This window comes from Citrobacter freundii complex sp. CFNIH2 (genome assembly GCF_002880615.1).
Taxonomy (GTDB): domain Bacteria; phylum Pseudomonadota; class Gammaproteobacteria; order Enterobacterales; family Enterobacteriaceae; genus Citrobacter_A; species Citrobacter_A amalonaticus_F.
Map to the genome: position 1 here is coordinate 4,769,049 of NZ_CP025757.1, position 14,694 is coordinate 4,783,742.

A 14,694-nucleotide genomic window follows, 5' to 3' on the forward strand; every position below is an offset into this window, starting at 1 on the left:
ACAGGTTATTCTATCTTTGCTAATAAGGATACTTTTATTATTTATTAGATTTATTTTTGAAAACAAAGGAATTGTTATGGATTTGTTTGCGAACAATGAACGGAAGCCTCGTTGGCAGTTTGACTTTCATGGTCGTGCCGGGGAGTATTTTATCATCTGCTTAACTAATGTCCTTCTATGCGTCATTACTCTTGGCATTTATACACCGTGGGCAATCGTACGTAGTCGTCGCTATGTTTATGAAAACATGGAATTGAATGGCGCGCGTTTTGGTTATCATGCGACAGGGTTGGCCATTTTTTTGAGTTGGTTATTCGTCGTCCTTTTTTTTGTCGTCATCTCCTTCTTCGCGGCGATTCCGGCTCTTGAACTGACGTTAATGTTAGTATTTTTCCTCGTATTACCTGTCTTTATGGTCAAAAGCATAAAATATAATGCCATGATGACCACACTGAATAATGTGCGTTTTAACTTTCACTGCTCATTGGGGCGCGCATGGTGGGTGATGATGGGATTGCCTGTCGTGCTCTATATTATACTGACAGTATTGATTCTTGTAATAGTGAGTATTCCTGGTGATATTTCTTATAACGTAGAGGCTATTATTACAAAATTCTTGCTGGCATTTGTCATTTTTCTCGTGGGTATGGGAATAATTGCCGGTATCATCTATGCGAAATGGATTTCACTGGTTGGTGGGGGAGGGCAGTTTGGTATTCACCGTTTCTCCGTTGCCGCCAGTGTGAAGCAGTGCATCAAAGTGTGTTTACTGTCGATGCTGATTCTTGTTCCCTTCCTGGTGGTTATCGCCTGGCTCTTTTCTGACATTTTCGGTGCAATCGTGCTGGCCAATATGGGTGGGGGAATGAGTGACGAGAGGCTGGGAATGTTGATTTTAAGTTACCAGGGGGAAATCATCGCCTGTTACTTGCTTTACTTCGCGGCGATACTTTTCTCTACGGGTTATATGTGGATGGGGTTGCGCAACCACTTTATGAACAACCTGACTCTCGCGGACGGCAGTATCCGTTTTCATTCCGGTATCGCATTTCATGCACTGATAGTGCAGTGGGTGCTGATTGCCGTGGTCTCGTCCATCACACTGGGGCTGGCTTATCCGTTCATGAAGATGCGCTATCTGCGTTTCCTGGCGGCGAATACATGGGTTGATGGCGATCTGGATACTCTGGAACTGACTGACCATGATGAGCAGCCTGAGACAGGGCCGATTGCGGTGCTGTCTCGCGGCATGATGACGCAGATTCCCTTTATCTGATACAAAAGTCTGATACAAAAAGGCCGGAGCATGCTCCGGCCTTTTTACATTACCACTGTCCGTGATTACAGCGCGGCGATCACCGCCTGTTGCTCAATCAACTTCGCTTTCGCTTCGGCGTAGCCTTCCAGCTTCTCACGCTCTTTGGCGATCACCGCTTTCGGCGCGCGTGCAACAAAGCCTTCGTTAGCGAGTTTGTTTTCGATACGGCTAATTTCGCCTTCGATTTTCGCCACTTCTTTCGCCAGACGCGCCAGCTCATCTTCTTTGTTGATAAGGCCCGCCATCGGGATCAGCAGCTCGGCGCCGTCGATGATTTTGGTCACGGAAACCGGACCTTTGTCATCGGCAGGCAGTACGGTGATGCTTTCCAGACGCGCCAGGTTCAGCAGGAAGCTACGGTTGTCGTTTACGCGACGCATCGCGTCATCACTGCAACCACGCAGCAGCAGCGCCAGCGGTTTACCCGGCGCAATGTTCATTTCCGCACGGATGTTACGTACGGCAACGATCGCCTGCTTCAGCCATTCGGTGTCAGCGAGTGCGGCTTCATCAACCTGTGCGGCGTTATATTCCGGGAACGGCTGCAGCATGATGGTGTCAGCGGTAATACCGGCAATCACTTTCACTCGCTGCCAGATGGTTTCGGTGATGAACGGGATGATCGGGTGCGCCAGGCGCAGCAGACCTTCCAGCACGGTCACCAGCGTATGGCGGGTGCCACGCAGTTCGGCTTCAGAACCGCCGGTCATGACCGGCTTGGTCAGCTCCAGATACCAGTCACAGAACTGGTTCCAGGTGAACTCGTACAGAATGCCCGCGGCGATATCGAAACGGAAGTTATCCAGCGCTTCACGATACGCTTTGGTGGTCTGGTTGAATTCAGCGAGGATCCAGCGGTCCGCCAGCGACAGGGTCATCTCGCCGCCGTTGAAGCCGCAATCCTGCTCTTCGGTGTTCATCAGCACAAAACGGCTGGCGTTCCACAGCTTGTTACAGAAGTTACGATAACCTTCCAGGCGCTTCATATCCCAGTTGATGTCGCGACCGGTAGACGCCAGCGCGGCCAGGGTGAAACGCAGGGCGTCGGTGCCGTGCGGCTCGATACCTTCCGGGAACTGTTTTTCAGTACGTTTGGCAATCTTCTCAGCCAGTTGCGGCTGCATCATGTTGCCGGTACGTTTTTCCAGCAGCTCCGGCAGCGAAATACCGTCGACCATATCCAGCGGGTCAATCACGTTACCCTTGGATTTGGACATCTTCTGGCCTTCGTCGTCGCGGATCAAACCAGTCATGTAGACCGTCTTGAACGGAACCTGCGGCTTGCCGTTTTCATCTTTGATGAAGTGCATGGTCATCATGATCATGCGGGCAATCCAGAAGAAGATGATGTCGAAGCCGGAAACCATCACGCTGGTCGGATGGAACTGACGCAGCGCGTCGGTGTTTTCCGGCCAGCCGAGCGTCGAGAAGGTCCACAGCGCGGAGGAGAACCAGGTATCCAGCACGTCGTCGTCCTGACGCAGGGCAACGTCTGCGCTCAGGTTGTTTTCCTGACGCACTTCGTCTTCGTTGCGACCCACATAAACGTTACCGTCGTTGTCGTACCATGCCGGAATACGGTGACCCCACCACAGCTGACGGGAGATACACCAGTCCTGAATATCGCGCATCCAGGAGAAATACATGTTTTCGTACTGCTTCGGCACGAACTGAATGTCGCCGTTCTCAACGGCTTCTACCGCCGGTTTTGCCAGTACATCGGCACGGACATACCACTGGTCGGTCAGCATCGGTTCGATGACCACGCCGCCACGGTCGCCGTACGGGACGGTCAGGTCGTGCGGTTTAATCTCTTCCAGCAGGCCCAGCGCGTCGATCGCAGCCACCACCGCTTTACGTGCGGCAAAGCGCTCCAGTTTCTGGAATTCCGCCGGGATTTCGTTGGAGTAGACGTCGGACTCATTGCCTTTGGTGTCGTACACTTCCGCCGTTTCGCGGATATCGCCATCAAAGGTGAAGATATTGATCATTGGCAGGGCATGACGACGACCGACTTCGTAGTCGTTAAAGTCGTGCGCCGGGGTGATCTTCACGCAGCCAGTGCCTTTTTCCATGTCGGCATGTTCATCACCGACGATCGGAATGCGGCGGTTCACCAGCGGCAACACCACGAATTTGCCAATCAGATCTTTATAGCGCGGATCTTCCGGGTTGACGGCCACGCCGGTATCGCCCAGCAGGGTTTCCGGACGGGTGGTCGCAACCACCAGGTAATCTTTGCCGTCTGCGGTTTTCGCGCCGTCGGCCAGCGGGTAGCGGATGTGCCACATCGAGCCTTTAGACTCGCGGTTTTCCACTTCCAGGTCAGAAATGGCGGTCCGCAGTTTCGGGTCCCAGTTCACCAGGCGTTTGCCACGGTAAATCAGATCTTCTTTGTACAGGCGGACAAAGACTTCTTTCACGGCATTGGAAAGGCCTTCGTCCATGGTGAAGCGCTCGCGCTCCCAGTCAACAGAGTTGCCGAGACGACGCATCTGGCGGGTGATGGTGCCGCCGGATTCCGCTTTCCACTGCCAGATTTTATCGATAAAGGCATCGCGACCGTAGTCGTGACGGGTTTTACCTTCTTCAGCGGCAATTTTACGCTCAACCACCATCTGGGTCGCGATACCGGCGTGGTCGGTCCCGACCTGCCACAGGGTATTTTTCCCCTGCATGCGCTGATAGCGGATCAGCGTATCCATGATGGTTTGCTGGAAAGCATGACCCATATGCAAACTGCCGGTGACGTTCGGCGGCGGGATCATGATGCAGAAGGACTCTTTGCTTTCATCGCCGTTAGGCTTGAAATAGCCCTGCTTTTCCCAGTGCTCGTAAAGCGGCTGTTCGATATCTTGGGGGTTGTATGTCTTTTCCATTATTTCCAGGTTGCCGTATTCAGGTTAAAACCAGCCACGCGGTAGGCTTTGTAGCGCTCGCGTGCCGATTGTTTCAGAGAATCTTCGTAAGGGACGAAGTCTATCACTTCTGTGAAAGCGGTGGCAAAATCTGCAAAGCCAACGCGCAGGCTGATGAGCAGATCGCGCGGGCTGCTGTTGCGTTTTTCCGGCCAGGCGATTTCCACCGGCGCACCGCCGCGCGGCCCTTCACCGGCCAGATTGTGCGGGACGAAACGGTCGGCCGGTCTGGCCCACAGCGCTTCATCCAGGCGAATCGCCTGCTTTTCGTCTTCGCAGGCAATCAACACGCGTTTGCCGCTGCGCCAACGTTCTGCGGCAATTTCACACACCAGTTGCTCGACGGCGCTAAGGCCATCGTGTTGTGTGTCGTTGTCCAGAAGATAGAACGTTGCGTTTCTCATGATATGGGGCTTCTTGTGGTGGATTTAAATGCGTTGCCATGTTGCACGCTGTAGGCCTGATAAGGCGCATTCGCGCCGCCATCAGGCATTTTGCCGGATGGCGCTGCGCGTATCCGGCCTACGGGGCAATTTCAAACTTACTCTTCGCCGTTAAACCCGGCACGATTGAGCAGGAACTGCGACAACAGCGCCACCGGACGACCGGTTGCGCCTTTGGCTTTCCCGGAACGCCATGCGGTACCGGCGATGTCGAGGTGCGCCCAGTTGTACTTGCGGGTAAAGCGCGACAGGAAGCAGCCTGCGGTGATTGCGCCGCCAGGACGGCCGCCGATATTCGCCATATCCGCGAAGTTGGACTCCAGCTGTTCCTGATACTCATCACCCAGCGGCAGACGCCACGCGCGGTCACCTGCTTGTTCGGACGCGCCGATCAGTTCGTGTGCTAGCGGGTTATGGTTCGACATCAGACCGGTAATGTGGTGGCCGAGCGCAATCACGCAGGCGCCGGTCAGGGTTGCCACGTCAATAACCGCTTCTGGCTCGAAACGCTCAACGTAGGTTAAGACGTCGCAGAGTACCAGACGGCCTTCGGCATCGGTGTTCAGCACTTCAACCGTCTGGCCAGACATTGTCGTCAGCACGTCGCCCGGACGATAGGCGCGACCGCCAGGCATGTTTTCACAGCCTGCCAGCACGCCGATGACGTTGATTGGCAACTGCAGTTCCGCCACCATGCGCATTACGCCATACACTGCCGCCGCTCCGCACATGTCGTACTTCATCTCGTCCATGCCTTCAGCCGGCTTGATGGAGATACCGCCGGAGTCAAAGGTGAGCCCTTTACCGACCAACACAATCGGACGCACGTCTTCGGACGGACTGCCTTTGTACTCAATCACTGACATCAGCGATTCATTCTGCGAACCGTGACCGACGGCGAGGTAAGAGTGCATTCCCAGCTCTTTCATCTGCTGTTCGCCGATGACGCGGGTGACCACATTCTTGCTGTAGCTGTCAGCCAACTGACGCGCCTGTGAGGCTAAATAGGCGGCGTTACAGATGTTCGGCGGCATGTTGCCGAGATCTTTCGCGGCCTTAATACCGGCGGCAATGGCCAGACCGTGCTGAATCGCACGCTCGCCGCTGGTCAGTTCTCGGCGGGTTGGCACGTTGAAGACCATTTTACGCAGCGGGCGGCGCGGCTCGCTTTTGGTGGTTTTCAGTTGATCGAAGCTATACAGCGTCTCTTTGGCTGTCTCGACAGCCTGACGCACTTTCCAGTAGTTATTGCGGCCTTTGACGTGCAGTTCGGTCAGGAAGCAGACGGCTTCCATCGAGCCGGTATCATTCAGAGTGTTTATGGTTTTCTGAATCACCTGCTTATACTGACGTTCATCCAGCTCGCGCTCTTTGCCACAACCGATGAGGAGGATACGCTCGGACAGTACGTTGGGAACATGGTGTAACAACAGGGTCTGACCCGGTTTGCCTTCCAGTTCGCCACGACGCAGCAGGGCACTGATGTACCCGTCGCTGATTTTATCGAGCTGTTCTGCAACCGGAGAAAGGCGGCGTGGTTCAAAGACGCCCACGACGATGCAGGCACTCCGCTGTTTCTCCGGGCTACCGCTTTTTACACTAAACTCCATGCACTACGCTCCTGAATCTTAAAGACAACGGCGGCGCCTGCGGTTAGAATTGCAAGCTTTCGTAACTCATATCCGCAGTTGCGGTGACTTCGTGTTAATCTTAACGTTATTACGGCATTGGCACATCAGAACGTGTTCTGAGTGGCGAATCCGCTGAGTATAATAATTTTAGCGACGATTTCGACGACTCAAGAGAATAAATGACGTTTAAGCCATGAAACAAGCTAAATTCCTGCAAAAGACGAGTTTTTACGGGCGTATTTAAAGTGATAATCATAAGATATCTGGTGCGGGAGACGCTCAAAAGCCAGCTTGCCATCCTCTTCATCCTGCTTTTGATCTTCTTTTGTCAAAAGTTAGTGAGGATCCTCGGCGCAGCGGTTGACGGTGACATTCCGGCAAATCTGGTGCTCTCGCTGCTGGGCCTCGGCGTGCCTGAAATGGCACAACTCATCCTGCCGCTCAGTCTGTTCCTCGGACTGTTGATGACGCTGGGCAAACTGTATACCGAAAGTGAAATTACGGTGATGCACGCTTGCGGCCTGAGCAAGGCCGTGCTGGTGAAAGCGGCGATGATCCTGGCGTTGTTCACCGGTATCATTGCCGCCGTTAACGTCATGTGGGCGGGGCCGTGGTCGTCAAAACATCAGGATGAAGTGCTGGCGGAAGCGAAAGCCAACCCTGGTATGGCCGCACTGGCGCAAGGGCAGTTCCAGCAGGCCACCAACGGCGGCTCGGTACTGTTCATTGAAAGCGTTGACGGTAGCGACTTTAAAGACGTGTTCCTCGCGCAGATTCGCCCGAAAGGCAACGCCAGGCCTTCCGTGGTCGTGGCCGATTCCGGACACCTGTCGCAACTGCGCGACGGTTCGCAGGTGGTTACGCTGAATAAAGGCACCCGCTTTGAAGGTACTGCGCTGCTGCGTGATTTCCGCATCACCGATTTCCAGGACTATCAGGCGATTATCGGTCACCAGGCGGTGGCGCTGGATCCGAACGACACCGACCAGATGGACATGCGCACGCTGTGGTCCACTGATACCGATCGCGCCCGTGCGGAACTGCACTGGCGTATCACGTTGGTATTCACCGTATTTATGATGGCGCTGATGGTCGTACCGCTGAGCGTGGTCAACCCGCGTCAGGGCCGCGTGCTGTCGATGCTGCCCGCGATGCTGCTGTATCTGATGTTCTTCCTGATCCAGACCTCCCTGAAATCCAACGGCGGGAAAGGGAAGCTGGACCCGGTTATCTGGATGTGGGTCGTCAACCTGCTGTATCTGGCGCTGGCGGTGGGTCTTAACCTGTGGGATACAGTGCCGGTGCGCCGTCTGCGCGCCCGTTTTTCGCGTAAAGGAGCGGTGTGATGCAGCCATTTGGTGTCCTTGACCGCTATATCGGTAAAACCATTTTCACCACCATCATGATGACGTTATTCATGCTGGTGTCGCTTTCCGGCATCATCAAGTTCGTCGACCAGCTGAAAAAAGCCGGGCAGGGGAGCTACGACGCGTTGGGCGCGGGGATGTACACCCTGCTCAGCGTGCCGAAAGATGTGCAGATTTTCTTCCCGATGGCGGCGCTGCTTGGCGCGCTGCTGGGACTCGGGATGCTGGCGCAGCGCAGTGAGCTGGTCGTGATGCAGGCGTCGGGTTTTACCCGTATGCAGGTGGCGCTCTCGGTGATGAAAACCGCGATCCCACTGGTGCTGCTGACCATGGCCATCGGCGAGTGGGTTGCGCCGCAGGGCGAGCAGATGGCGCGTAACTACCGTGCGCAGGCGATGTACGGCGGTTCGCTGCTTTCCACCCAGCAGGGGCTGTGGGCGAAAGACGGTAATAACTTTGTTTACATCGAACGGGTGAAAGGTGACGAAGAGTTAGGCGGCATTAGCATATACGCCTTCAACGATCAGCGTCGTCTGCAATCCGTGCGCTATGCCGCGTCTGCGAAGTTTGACCCGGAACAGAAGGTCTGGCGTCTGTCGCAGGTGGATGAGTCGAATCTGACCGATCCGAAGCAGATCACCGGTTCGCAAATGGTGAGCAGTACCTGGAAAACCAACCTCACGCCGGATAAACTGGGCGTGGTGGCGCTGGACCCGGATGCGCTTTCTATCAGCGGTCTGCACAACTATGTGAAATACCTGAAGTCGAGCGGCCAGGAGGCCGGGCGCTACCAGCTCAATATGTGGAGTAAAGTCTTCCAGCCGCTGTCCGTTGCGGTGATGATGCTGATGGCGCTGTCGTTCATCTTTGGTCCGCTGCGTAGCGTGCCGATGGGCGTGCGGGTGGTGACGGGGATAAGCTTTGGTTTTGTCTTCTATGTACTGGACCAGATCTTTGGCCCGCTGACGCTGGTGTACGGCATTCCGCCGATTATCGGCGCGCTGCTGCCGAGCGCCTCGTTCTTCTTGATCAGCCTCTGGTTGATGATGCGTAAGTCATAATCGTCCGCCGCCACCGGCAACGTAAAGCGCAGTGCCTGATGGCGCTGCGCTTATCACCGGTACTATCGTTTTCTGCCGCCCATTAAGCTGCCTAACATCCCGCGAATGATCTGATTGGTGACCTGACGCGCTGCGCTTTTCGCCACGCTCTGCACTACGCCATCGCGCTTGCCGCCGCGCGGTCCGGTACTGCCGAAGAGAATGTCTTTCAGCCCGCCGAGGATCCCGTCGTCAACCGCCACCGCTTTGCCTTTCGTCGTCGGGTTACTTTGCGCTTCAGTCGCCGCCTGGACGCCTTTTTGCAGCATTTCAAACGCTGATTCACGATCCAGGTCGTCTTCATATTTGCCATAAACCGGAGAGTGGTTGATAAGCCCATTGCGCTCATCATCCGTCACCGGTCCCATCCGTGAGCACGGGGCGATCACCATCGCCCGCTCAACGACCGACGGACTGCCTTTGGCATCCAGGAATGAAACCAGCGCTTCACCGGTGCCCAGTTCCTGAATCGCCTTCTCTGTATCAAATGCCGGATTGGCGCGCATGGTCTGCGCGGCGGTTTTCACCGCTTTCTGATCTTTCGGCGTGAAGGCGCGCAGGGCGTGCTGAACGCGATTGCCCAACTGACCGAGGACGTTATCCGGAATATCCGCCGGGTTTTGCGAAACAAACCAGACGCCAACCCCTTTCGAGCGGATCAGACGGATCACCTGTTCGATTTTATCCAACAGCACCTGCGGGGCGTCGTTGAACAGCAGATGCGCTTCGTCGAAGAAGAAAACCAGCTTCGGTTTTTCCAGATCGCCGGCTTCCGGCAGTTGCTCGTAAAGCTCGGAGAGCATCCACAGCAGGCTGGCAGCGTAGAGTTTTGGCATCTGATAGAGCTTCTCGGCGCTGAGAATATTGATGATCCCTTTGCCACTGGCATCGGTCCGCATCCAGTCTTTGATATCGAGCATCGGCTCGCCAAAGAAGTGCGTCGCGCCTTGCTGTTCAAGCGTCAGCAGCCCACGCTGGATCGCCCCGACCGAGGCGCTGCTGATGTTGCCATACTGATTCTGGAAGGATTTGGCGTTATCGCCGATGTATTGCGTGATAGCCCGCAGGTCTTTGAAATCTAACAGCAGCAGGCCCTGGTCATCGGCAATACGGAAGATAATGTTCAGCACGCCGGACTGCACCTCGTTGAGGTTCAGCAAACGCGCCAGCAGCAGCGGCCCGAGGTCTGAGACCGTGGCGCGAACCGGATGACCTTTTTCGCCGAAGATATCCCACAGTACCACCGGATTGCCGTGCGGTTGCCAGTCGGTAATGCCGATATTCTTCAGTCTGGTGAGCAGTTTTTCGGAGGCCAGGCCCTCGGCGGCGACGCCGGTTAAGTCACCTTTCACATCGGCCATAAATACCGGTACGCCGATTTCCGACAGCGACTCGGCCAGCTTTTGCAGCGTGACGGTTTTCCCGGTTCCGGTCGCCCCGGTAATCAGCCCGTGGCGGTTCGCCATCCCGGGGAGTAAAAACAGTTCAGTGTCTGGCGTGCGGGCAATCAGCAGGGGTGAGCTCATTAGATTTCCTCCATTTATCCTGCGTCGAGTATAGGCAATGTGAATAAAAGAGAATATGCGCCGGGGAGAGAAAATCACTTATAGCGTATTGCCGTGGTAAATCTGGTATCCCAAATCGATCGTATTGTGGTTGTGGTCGTTGTTTTTGATTTTACTTAGCAACATCTGTGCCGCCATGCGGCCAATGTCAAAGCGGGGTGTGATGACGCTGGCAAGGCTGGGGATCATCTGTCGGCCCATTTCCAGGCCGTGGAAACCGGCAATGGAGACCTGTTCCGGTACGGACAGTTCACGTTCCCGGCAGAGCAGCAGCGCGCCCATCGCAATATCATCGTTGGTGCAAAACACGCCGTCTAAATCCGGGTGGGCAATCAGCGCGTCACGCATCAACTGCATGCCCAGACGAATCGACGAGATCGCCCGCGGGTTAACGCGCAGGGGCGTCAAGCCTCGTTGCGTCATCGCGTCACAGTAGCCGCGAAAACGCTGTTCATCACGGATATCGTCTTTCGAGCCGAGATAGAGAATTTTGCGCCGCTGGCGTTTATCCAGCATGGTGCTGACCATATCAAATGCCGCCTGGCGGTTATCAAACCCGACTTCCATATCCAGCCGATCGCCCTGAATATCCATTAGCTCGATAATGGGAATGGCCGCCGAGCGCAGGAATTTCACCGTGCGCAGGGTGTGATACTTCTCGGAAAGAATAATGCCGTCGATATTGTAGGAGAGCAGATTGATCACCGACTCTTCTTCCGACTCTCGATCGTAGTTGTAGTTGGCAATCAGCGTCTGGTAGTTGTGGTCAGAGGTAACGGATTCAATGCCGGCAAGAATGTCGGCGAAGAGCTGGTTCTGAAAGGAGGGAATGAGCACGCCAAGCGTGTAGCTTTGCGCGTTCAGCAGCATGGCCGGCGCACGGTTCGGGATGTAGTTGATCTCCTCCATGATCTGCGCGATACGCTCGCCAGTTTCCTTTGCGACCTTTTTCGGCGAGCGGATATAGCGACTCACCGTCATTTTGGTCACGCCCGCGAGCGTGGCGATGTCCTGCAAAGAAATTCTGTGGTTCCTCATCTTCTCTCCGGTACCGGGGAGCGGCGGCGACATCGCCCCCCGGTGGTTAATCACGCCTTAATGCAGAACCGCATTTAGCGCCAGCACGCCCAGCAGCCCCATGATTGAAATCAGCGTTTCCATCACGGTCCACGTCCGCAGCGTTTCACCGACGCTGAGGTTAAAGTAGCCCTTGAACAGCCAGAATCCTGGATCGTTTACGTGCGAAGCGATTACGCTACCGGCCCCGGTTGCCAACACCATCAACGCTGGATCGGCATGGGTGACGTTAATGATCGGCAGTACCACGCCTGCGGTCGTGATCGCGGCGACGGTCGCCGATCCCAGTGCAATGCGCAGTAACGCGGCCACTGTCCAGCACATCAGCAGCGGCGACAACGAGGTGCCGGTCATCAGGTGCGAGATATACTGACCCACGCCGCTGTCCACCAGAACCTGTTTAAACGCGCCGCCACCGGCGATGATAAACACAATCATGGCGATGGCGCCGATGGAGTCACCGACGATATCCATGATCTGTTCAATCGTCCTGCCATTGCGTCGACCGAGGGTGAAAATCGCCAGCACGATGGCGATAAACAGCGCGACGGCAGGGTTCCCGATAAACTCAAAGAATACCCGCACTGAGTTGGTTTTGGGCAGTGTAATTTCACAGACGGCGGCAACGGCCATCAGTATGACGGGGATCACCGCCGCAAAGATACTGTTCCAGAAGGACGGCATCTCCTCTTCGGTGAACAGGTGCGGGTTAAACAGCCCTTCCGGCGGCGCTTTTTCAAAGCGGGTCAGCAGTTTTGAAAACAGCGGGCCTGCGACAATCACCGTAGGAATGGTGATAATGAACCCGTACAGCAGCGTGGTGCCGAGGTTGGCTTCAAAAATCGTCGCAATGGCGGTCGGCCCCGGATGCGGCGGCAGGAAGCAATGGGTGACCGAGAGGGCAGCCACCATCGGCACGCCGACGTACAGCAGCGGCAAACCGGATGAGGCCACCACCGTAAATACCAACGGCAGCAGCAGTACAAAGCCGACTTCGAAGAACATCGCCAGCCCGACGACCAGTCCGGTGATAACCAGCGCCCACTGCACGCGTTTTTTACCAAACGTCCCGATCAGGGTGGTCGCGATGCGCTGCGCGGCCCCCGTATCAGAAATCAATTTCCCCAACATTGCGCCAAAACCGAGGATCATCGCCAGCCCGCCGAGCGTGCCGCCGATCCCGTTTTGAATGGAATGTAAAACGGCTTGTGCGTCCATCCCTTCGGCGAATCCCACGACGGCTGCAACCAGGACCAGGGCGATGAAACCATTGACTTTAAAGCCAATCATCAGGACCAGAAGCAGCGCGACGCCTGCCGCAATTATGATTAATGGCATAATCTTATCTCTTATGTGTGCCAAAAAGGCAGCGCTTGCGCGCTGCGTAGGGTTGTTCAGTGGTTACACAGCGACCAGCATGCCGCCATCGACGAACAGCAGGTGTCCGTTGACGAAGTCTGAGGCTTTGGAGGAGAGGAATACCGCCGCGCCAATCAGCTCCTGCGGATCGCCCCAGCGAGCGGCAGGGGTACGTTTGCACAACCATGAGGTGAAGGCTTCATCTTCAACCAGCGCTTTGGTCATTTCCGTTTTGAAGTACCCCGGTGCGATGCCGTTAACCTGGATGTTATGGCGCGCCAGCTCAACGCACATACCGCGAGTCAGCATCTTCACGGCGCCTTTCGAGGCGGCATACGGGGTGATGGTGTCGCGACCCAGTTCACTCTGCATCGAGCAGATGTTGATCACTTTCCCGGCCTGGCGCTCCACCATCCGGCGGGTGACCGCCTGGGAGACGAGGAACACGGCGGTCTGGTTAACCGCGATCACGTCGTTCCATTCCTGCTCCGGGAATTCGGTAAACGGATGGCGGCGCTGGATCCCGGCGTTGTTGACCAGCACATCAATTGGGCCAATATCCTTTTCGATATGGTCGATTGCGGCGTCGATATCCTGTTTGTACGTCACGTTAAAAGGAGCGGCAACGGCGCGGATCCCTTGCTGCTGCAGTTTTGCAACCGCGGCTTCTGCCCGTTCTGACGTAATATCGTTGACGATAATCTGCGCGCCATACTGACCAAGACCCGTTGCCAGCAAATAACCGATCCCCTGGGCGGAGCCGGTGATCAGGATATTTTTACCTGCCAGTGAAAAAAGATCGTTCATGATGTTGTTCCTTATTTTTCATTCTCAAAGACGAGCTGAACTTTCGCCGCCTGGGTTTTGTCGCTGGCGAAAATCAGCGCCTGTTCCAGGTCGGTAAACGGATATTCCGCACTCAGCAGCGGCAGTGGATCGATAACGTTATGCGCCAGCCAGGAGACTGCGGTGTTAAATTCGGTGGTAAAGCGGAACGAGCCTTTCAGGGCGATCTCTTTGCCGATGAGCATCATCATTGGGAAGTCCGGAACGGCACCGCCCATACCGACCTGCACCATCACCCCTTTTGCGCGAGTGACTTCCAGACAGGTGGTTATGGAGGAGGGATGGCCGGAGACCTCGAAACTGATATCGAAATAGCCTTTCTCTGTTTTCCACTGGTCGAGAGAATCATGCTGGGGATTCACCAGCGTATCCGCGCCCATTTGCTGAGCCAGCGATAGCGAACGGGGGCTGACATCGGCGCAGACCACTTCCGCCGCGCCCAGCGTTTTCACCGCGCTGACGATCAGGCAACCGATGGGGCCGACGCCGGAGATAAACACTTTCTTACCCTGTAGATCGCCAGCCTCATGTGCGGCATGGATGGCTACGGCCAACGGTTCAGCAAAGGCCATGACCTTTTCGTCCGCCTGTTCCGGGTAAGGAATGCACTGGGCGGTATCGACCGTTTTAAACTGGGTAAAGCCGCCGTCGACGTGCGGAAAATACATCGCACTGCCAAAAAAGCGCATTTCAGTGCACTGGTTTTCTTCATGCTGAAGGCAGTATTTACAATGACCGCATGGCTTAGACGGATTAATGGCAATCGACTGTCCTTCGCGTAAAGTTTCTGAATCGCTATGGACTACTTTACCAATAACTTCATGGCCTAAAATCATCGGCGCTTTGACGGTAAAATTACCGACTTTGCCTTCCTGATAATAATGTAAGTCGGAGCCGCAAATGCCTCCGCGGGTTATTTTTACGAGCGTGCCTTTATTATTCCATTCGATATTCTGTTGTGTTACGGCAACAGAACGCTTACCCGCGACAACGCAGGATTGAGTTTTCACTTCCATAAATGCCTCACTGGGTCAGGTCTTCATCTCCGGTGCATTTAAGCGGTTTTAATT

The 14,694-nt window shown here is 55.3% G+C and carries 12 protein-coding genes; 4 read left to right on the top strand and 8 right to left on the bottom strand.

Going from position 1 to position 14,694, the window contains the following annotated elements; genetic code table 11:
- The first annotated feature begins 76 nt into the window (after positions 1-76).
- A complete protein-coding gene (locus WM46_RS23400; protein WP_102603485.1) occupies positions 77-1,276 on the top strand; it encodes a YjgN family protein in 1,200 nt (399 codons plus the stop codon).
- 65 nt (positions 1,277-1,341) lie between these two features.
- Here the strand turns inward: WM46_RS23400 and WM46_RS23405 are convergent, their stop codons facing one another.
- The 3 genes from WM46_RS23405 to pepA all read right to left on the bottom strand — a co-directional run bounded on the left by WM46_RS23405 (position 1,342) and on the right by pepA (position 6,289).
- The gene (locus WM46_RS23405) at positions 1,342-4,197 is read right to left on the bottom strand and encodes a valine--tRNA ligase (protein ID WP_102603486.1); all 2,856 of its coding nucleotides are present in this window, start codon (positions 4,195-4,197) and stop codon (positions 1,342-1,344) included.
- A complete protein-coding gene (gene holC, locus WM46_RS23410) occupies positions 4,197-4,640 on the bottom strand; it encodes a DNA polymerase III subunit chi (RefSeq protein ID WP_042999255.1) in 444 nt (147 codons plus the stop codon). Before holC ends, WM46_RS23405 begins: the two co-directional genes overlap by 1 nt.
- A 137-nt stretch (positions 4,641-4,777) precedes the next feature.
- Positions 4,778-6,289 (bottom strand): leucyl aminopeptidase, encoded by a 1,512-nt coding sequence (gene pepA / locus WM46_RS23415; protein ID WP_061075379.1) that lies wholly within the window; start codon positions 6,287-6,289, stop codon positions 4,778-4,780.
- Between the two features lie 153 nt (positions 6,290-6,442).
- On the opposite strand from pepA, the gene ytgA reads away from it, so the two are divergent.
- The 3 genes from ytgA to lptG all read left to right on the top strand — a co-directional run bounded on the left by ytgA (position 6,443) and on the right by lptG (position 8,738).
- A complete protein-coding gene (gene ytgA / locus WM46_RS26530) occupies positions 6,443-6,493 on the top strand; it encodes a protein YtgA (RefSeq protein WP_211180521.1) in 51 nt (16 codons plus the stop codon).
- A 62-nt stretch (positions 6,494-6,555) separates the two neighbouring features.
- On the top strand, positions 6,556-7,656 hold the full coding sequence (lptF, locus tag WM46_RS23425) for an LPS export ABC transporter permease LptF (protein ID WP_061075378.1): 1,101 nt from the start codon (positions 6,556-6,558) through the stop codon (positions 7,654-7,656).
- Positions 7,656-8,738, top strand: a complete 1,083-nt coding sequence (lptG, locus tag WM46_RS23430) for an LPS export ABC transporter permease LptG (protein ID WP_061075377.1) — start codon at positions 7,656-7,658, stop codon at positions 8,736-8,738. The genes lptF and lptG overlap by 1 nt, the downstream gene beginning before the upstream one ends.
- A 62-nt stretch (positions 8,739-8,800) precedes the next feature.
- Here lptG and WM46_RS23435 read toward each other — a convergent pair whose 3' ends face one another.
- The 5 genes from WM46_RS23435 to idnD all read right to left on the bottom strand — a co-directional run bounded on the left by WM46_RS23435 (position 8,801) and on the right by idnD (position 14,640).
- Positions 8,801-10,303, bottom strand: coding sequence for a helicase HerA-like C-terminal domain-containing protein (locus WM46_RS23435; RefSeq protein WP_102603487.1), 1,503 nt, complete (start codon positions 10,301-10,303; stop codon positions 8,801-8,803).
- 78 nt (positions 10,304-10,381) lie between these two features.
- On the bottom strand, positions 10,382-11,380 hold the full coding sequence (locus WM46_RS23440) for a LacI family DNA-binding transcriptional regulator (RefSeq protein WP_102603488.1): 999 nt from the start codon (positions 11,378-11,380) through the stop codon (positions 10,382-10,384).
- Between the two features lie 57 nt (positions 11,381-11,437).
- Positions 11,438-12,757 carry a gnt-II system L-idonate transporter gene (idnT, locus tag WM46_RS23445; protein ID WP_102603489.1) on the bottom strand — a complete coding sequence of 440 codons (1,320 nt, stop codon included), beginning with the start codon at positions 12,755-12,757 and terminating at the stop codon, positions 11,438-11,440.
- A 63-nt stretch (positions 12,758-12,820) separates the two neighbouring features.
- On the bottom strand, positions 12,821-13,585 hold the full coding sequence (gene idnO, locus WM46_RS23450; RefSeq protein WP_102603490.1) for a gluconate 5-dehydrogenase: 765 nt from the start codon (positions 13,583-13,585) through the stop codon (positions 12,821-12,823).
- An 11-nt stretch (positions 13,586-13,596) separates the two neighbouring features.
- Positions 13,597-14,640 (bottom strand): L-idonate 5-dehydrogenase, encoded by a 1,044-nt coding sequence (idnD, locus tag WM46_RS23455; RefSeq protein WP_102603491.1) that lies wholly within the window; start codon positions 14,638-14,640, stop codon positions 13,597-13,599.
- Between the last annotated feature and the right edge of the window lie 54 nt (positions 14,641-14,694).

Coding starts and splice junctions, on each gene's coding strand:
- lptG (WP_061075377.1), top strand. CDS start 7,656: ATGCAGCCATTTGGTGTCCTTGACCGCTATATCGGTAAAACCATTTTC.
- holC (WP_042999255.1), bottom strand. CDS start 4,640: ATGAGAAACGCAACGTTCTATCTTCTGGACAACGACACACAACACGAT.
- WM46_RS23440 (WP_102603488.1), bottom strand. CDS start 11,380: ATGAGGAACCACAGAATTTCTTTGCAGGACATCGCCACGCTCGCGGGC.
- idnD (WP_102603491.1), bottom strand. CDS start 14,640: ATGGAAGTGAAAACTCAATCCTGCGTTGTCGCGGGTAAGCGTTCTGTT.
- pepA (WP_061075379.1), bottom strand. CDS start 6,289: ATGGAGTTTAGTGTAAAAAGCGGTAGCCCGGAGAAACAGCGGAGTGCC.
- WM46_RS23400 (WP_102603485.1), top strand. CDS start 77: ATGGATTTGTTTGCGAACAATGAACGGAAGCCTCGTTGGCAGTTTGAC.
- WM46_RS23435 (WP_102603487.1), bottom strand. CDS start 10,303: ATGAGCTCACCCCTGCTGATTGCCCGCACGCCAGACACTGAACTGTTT.
- idnO (WP_102603490.1), bottom strand. CDS start 13,585: ATGAACGATCTTTTTTCACTGGCAGGTAAAAATATCCTGATCACCGGC.
- idnT (WP_102603489.1), bottom strand. CDS start 12,757: ATGCCATTAATCATAATTGCGGCAGGCGTCGCGCTGCTTCTGGTCCTG.
- WM46_RS23405 (WP_102603486.1), bottom strand. CDS start 4,197: ATGGAAAAGACATACAACCCCCAAGATATCGAACAGCCGCTTTACGAG.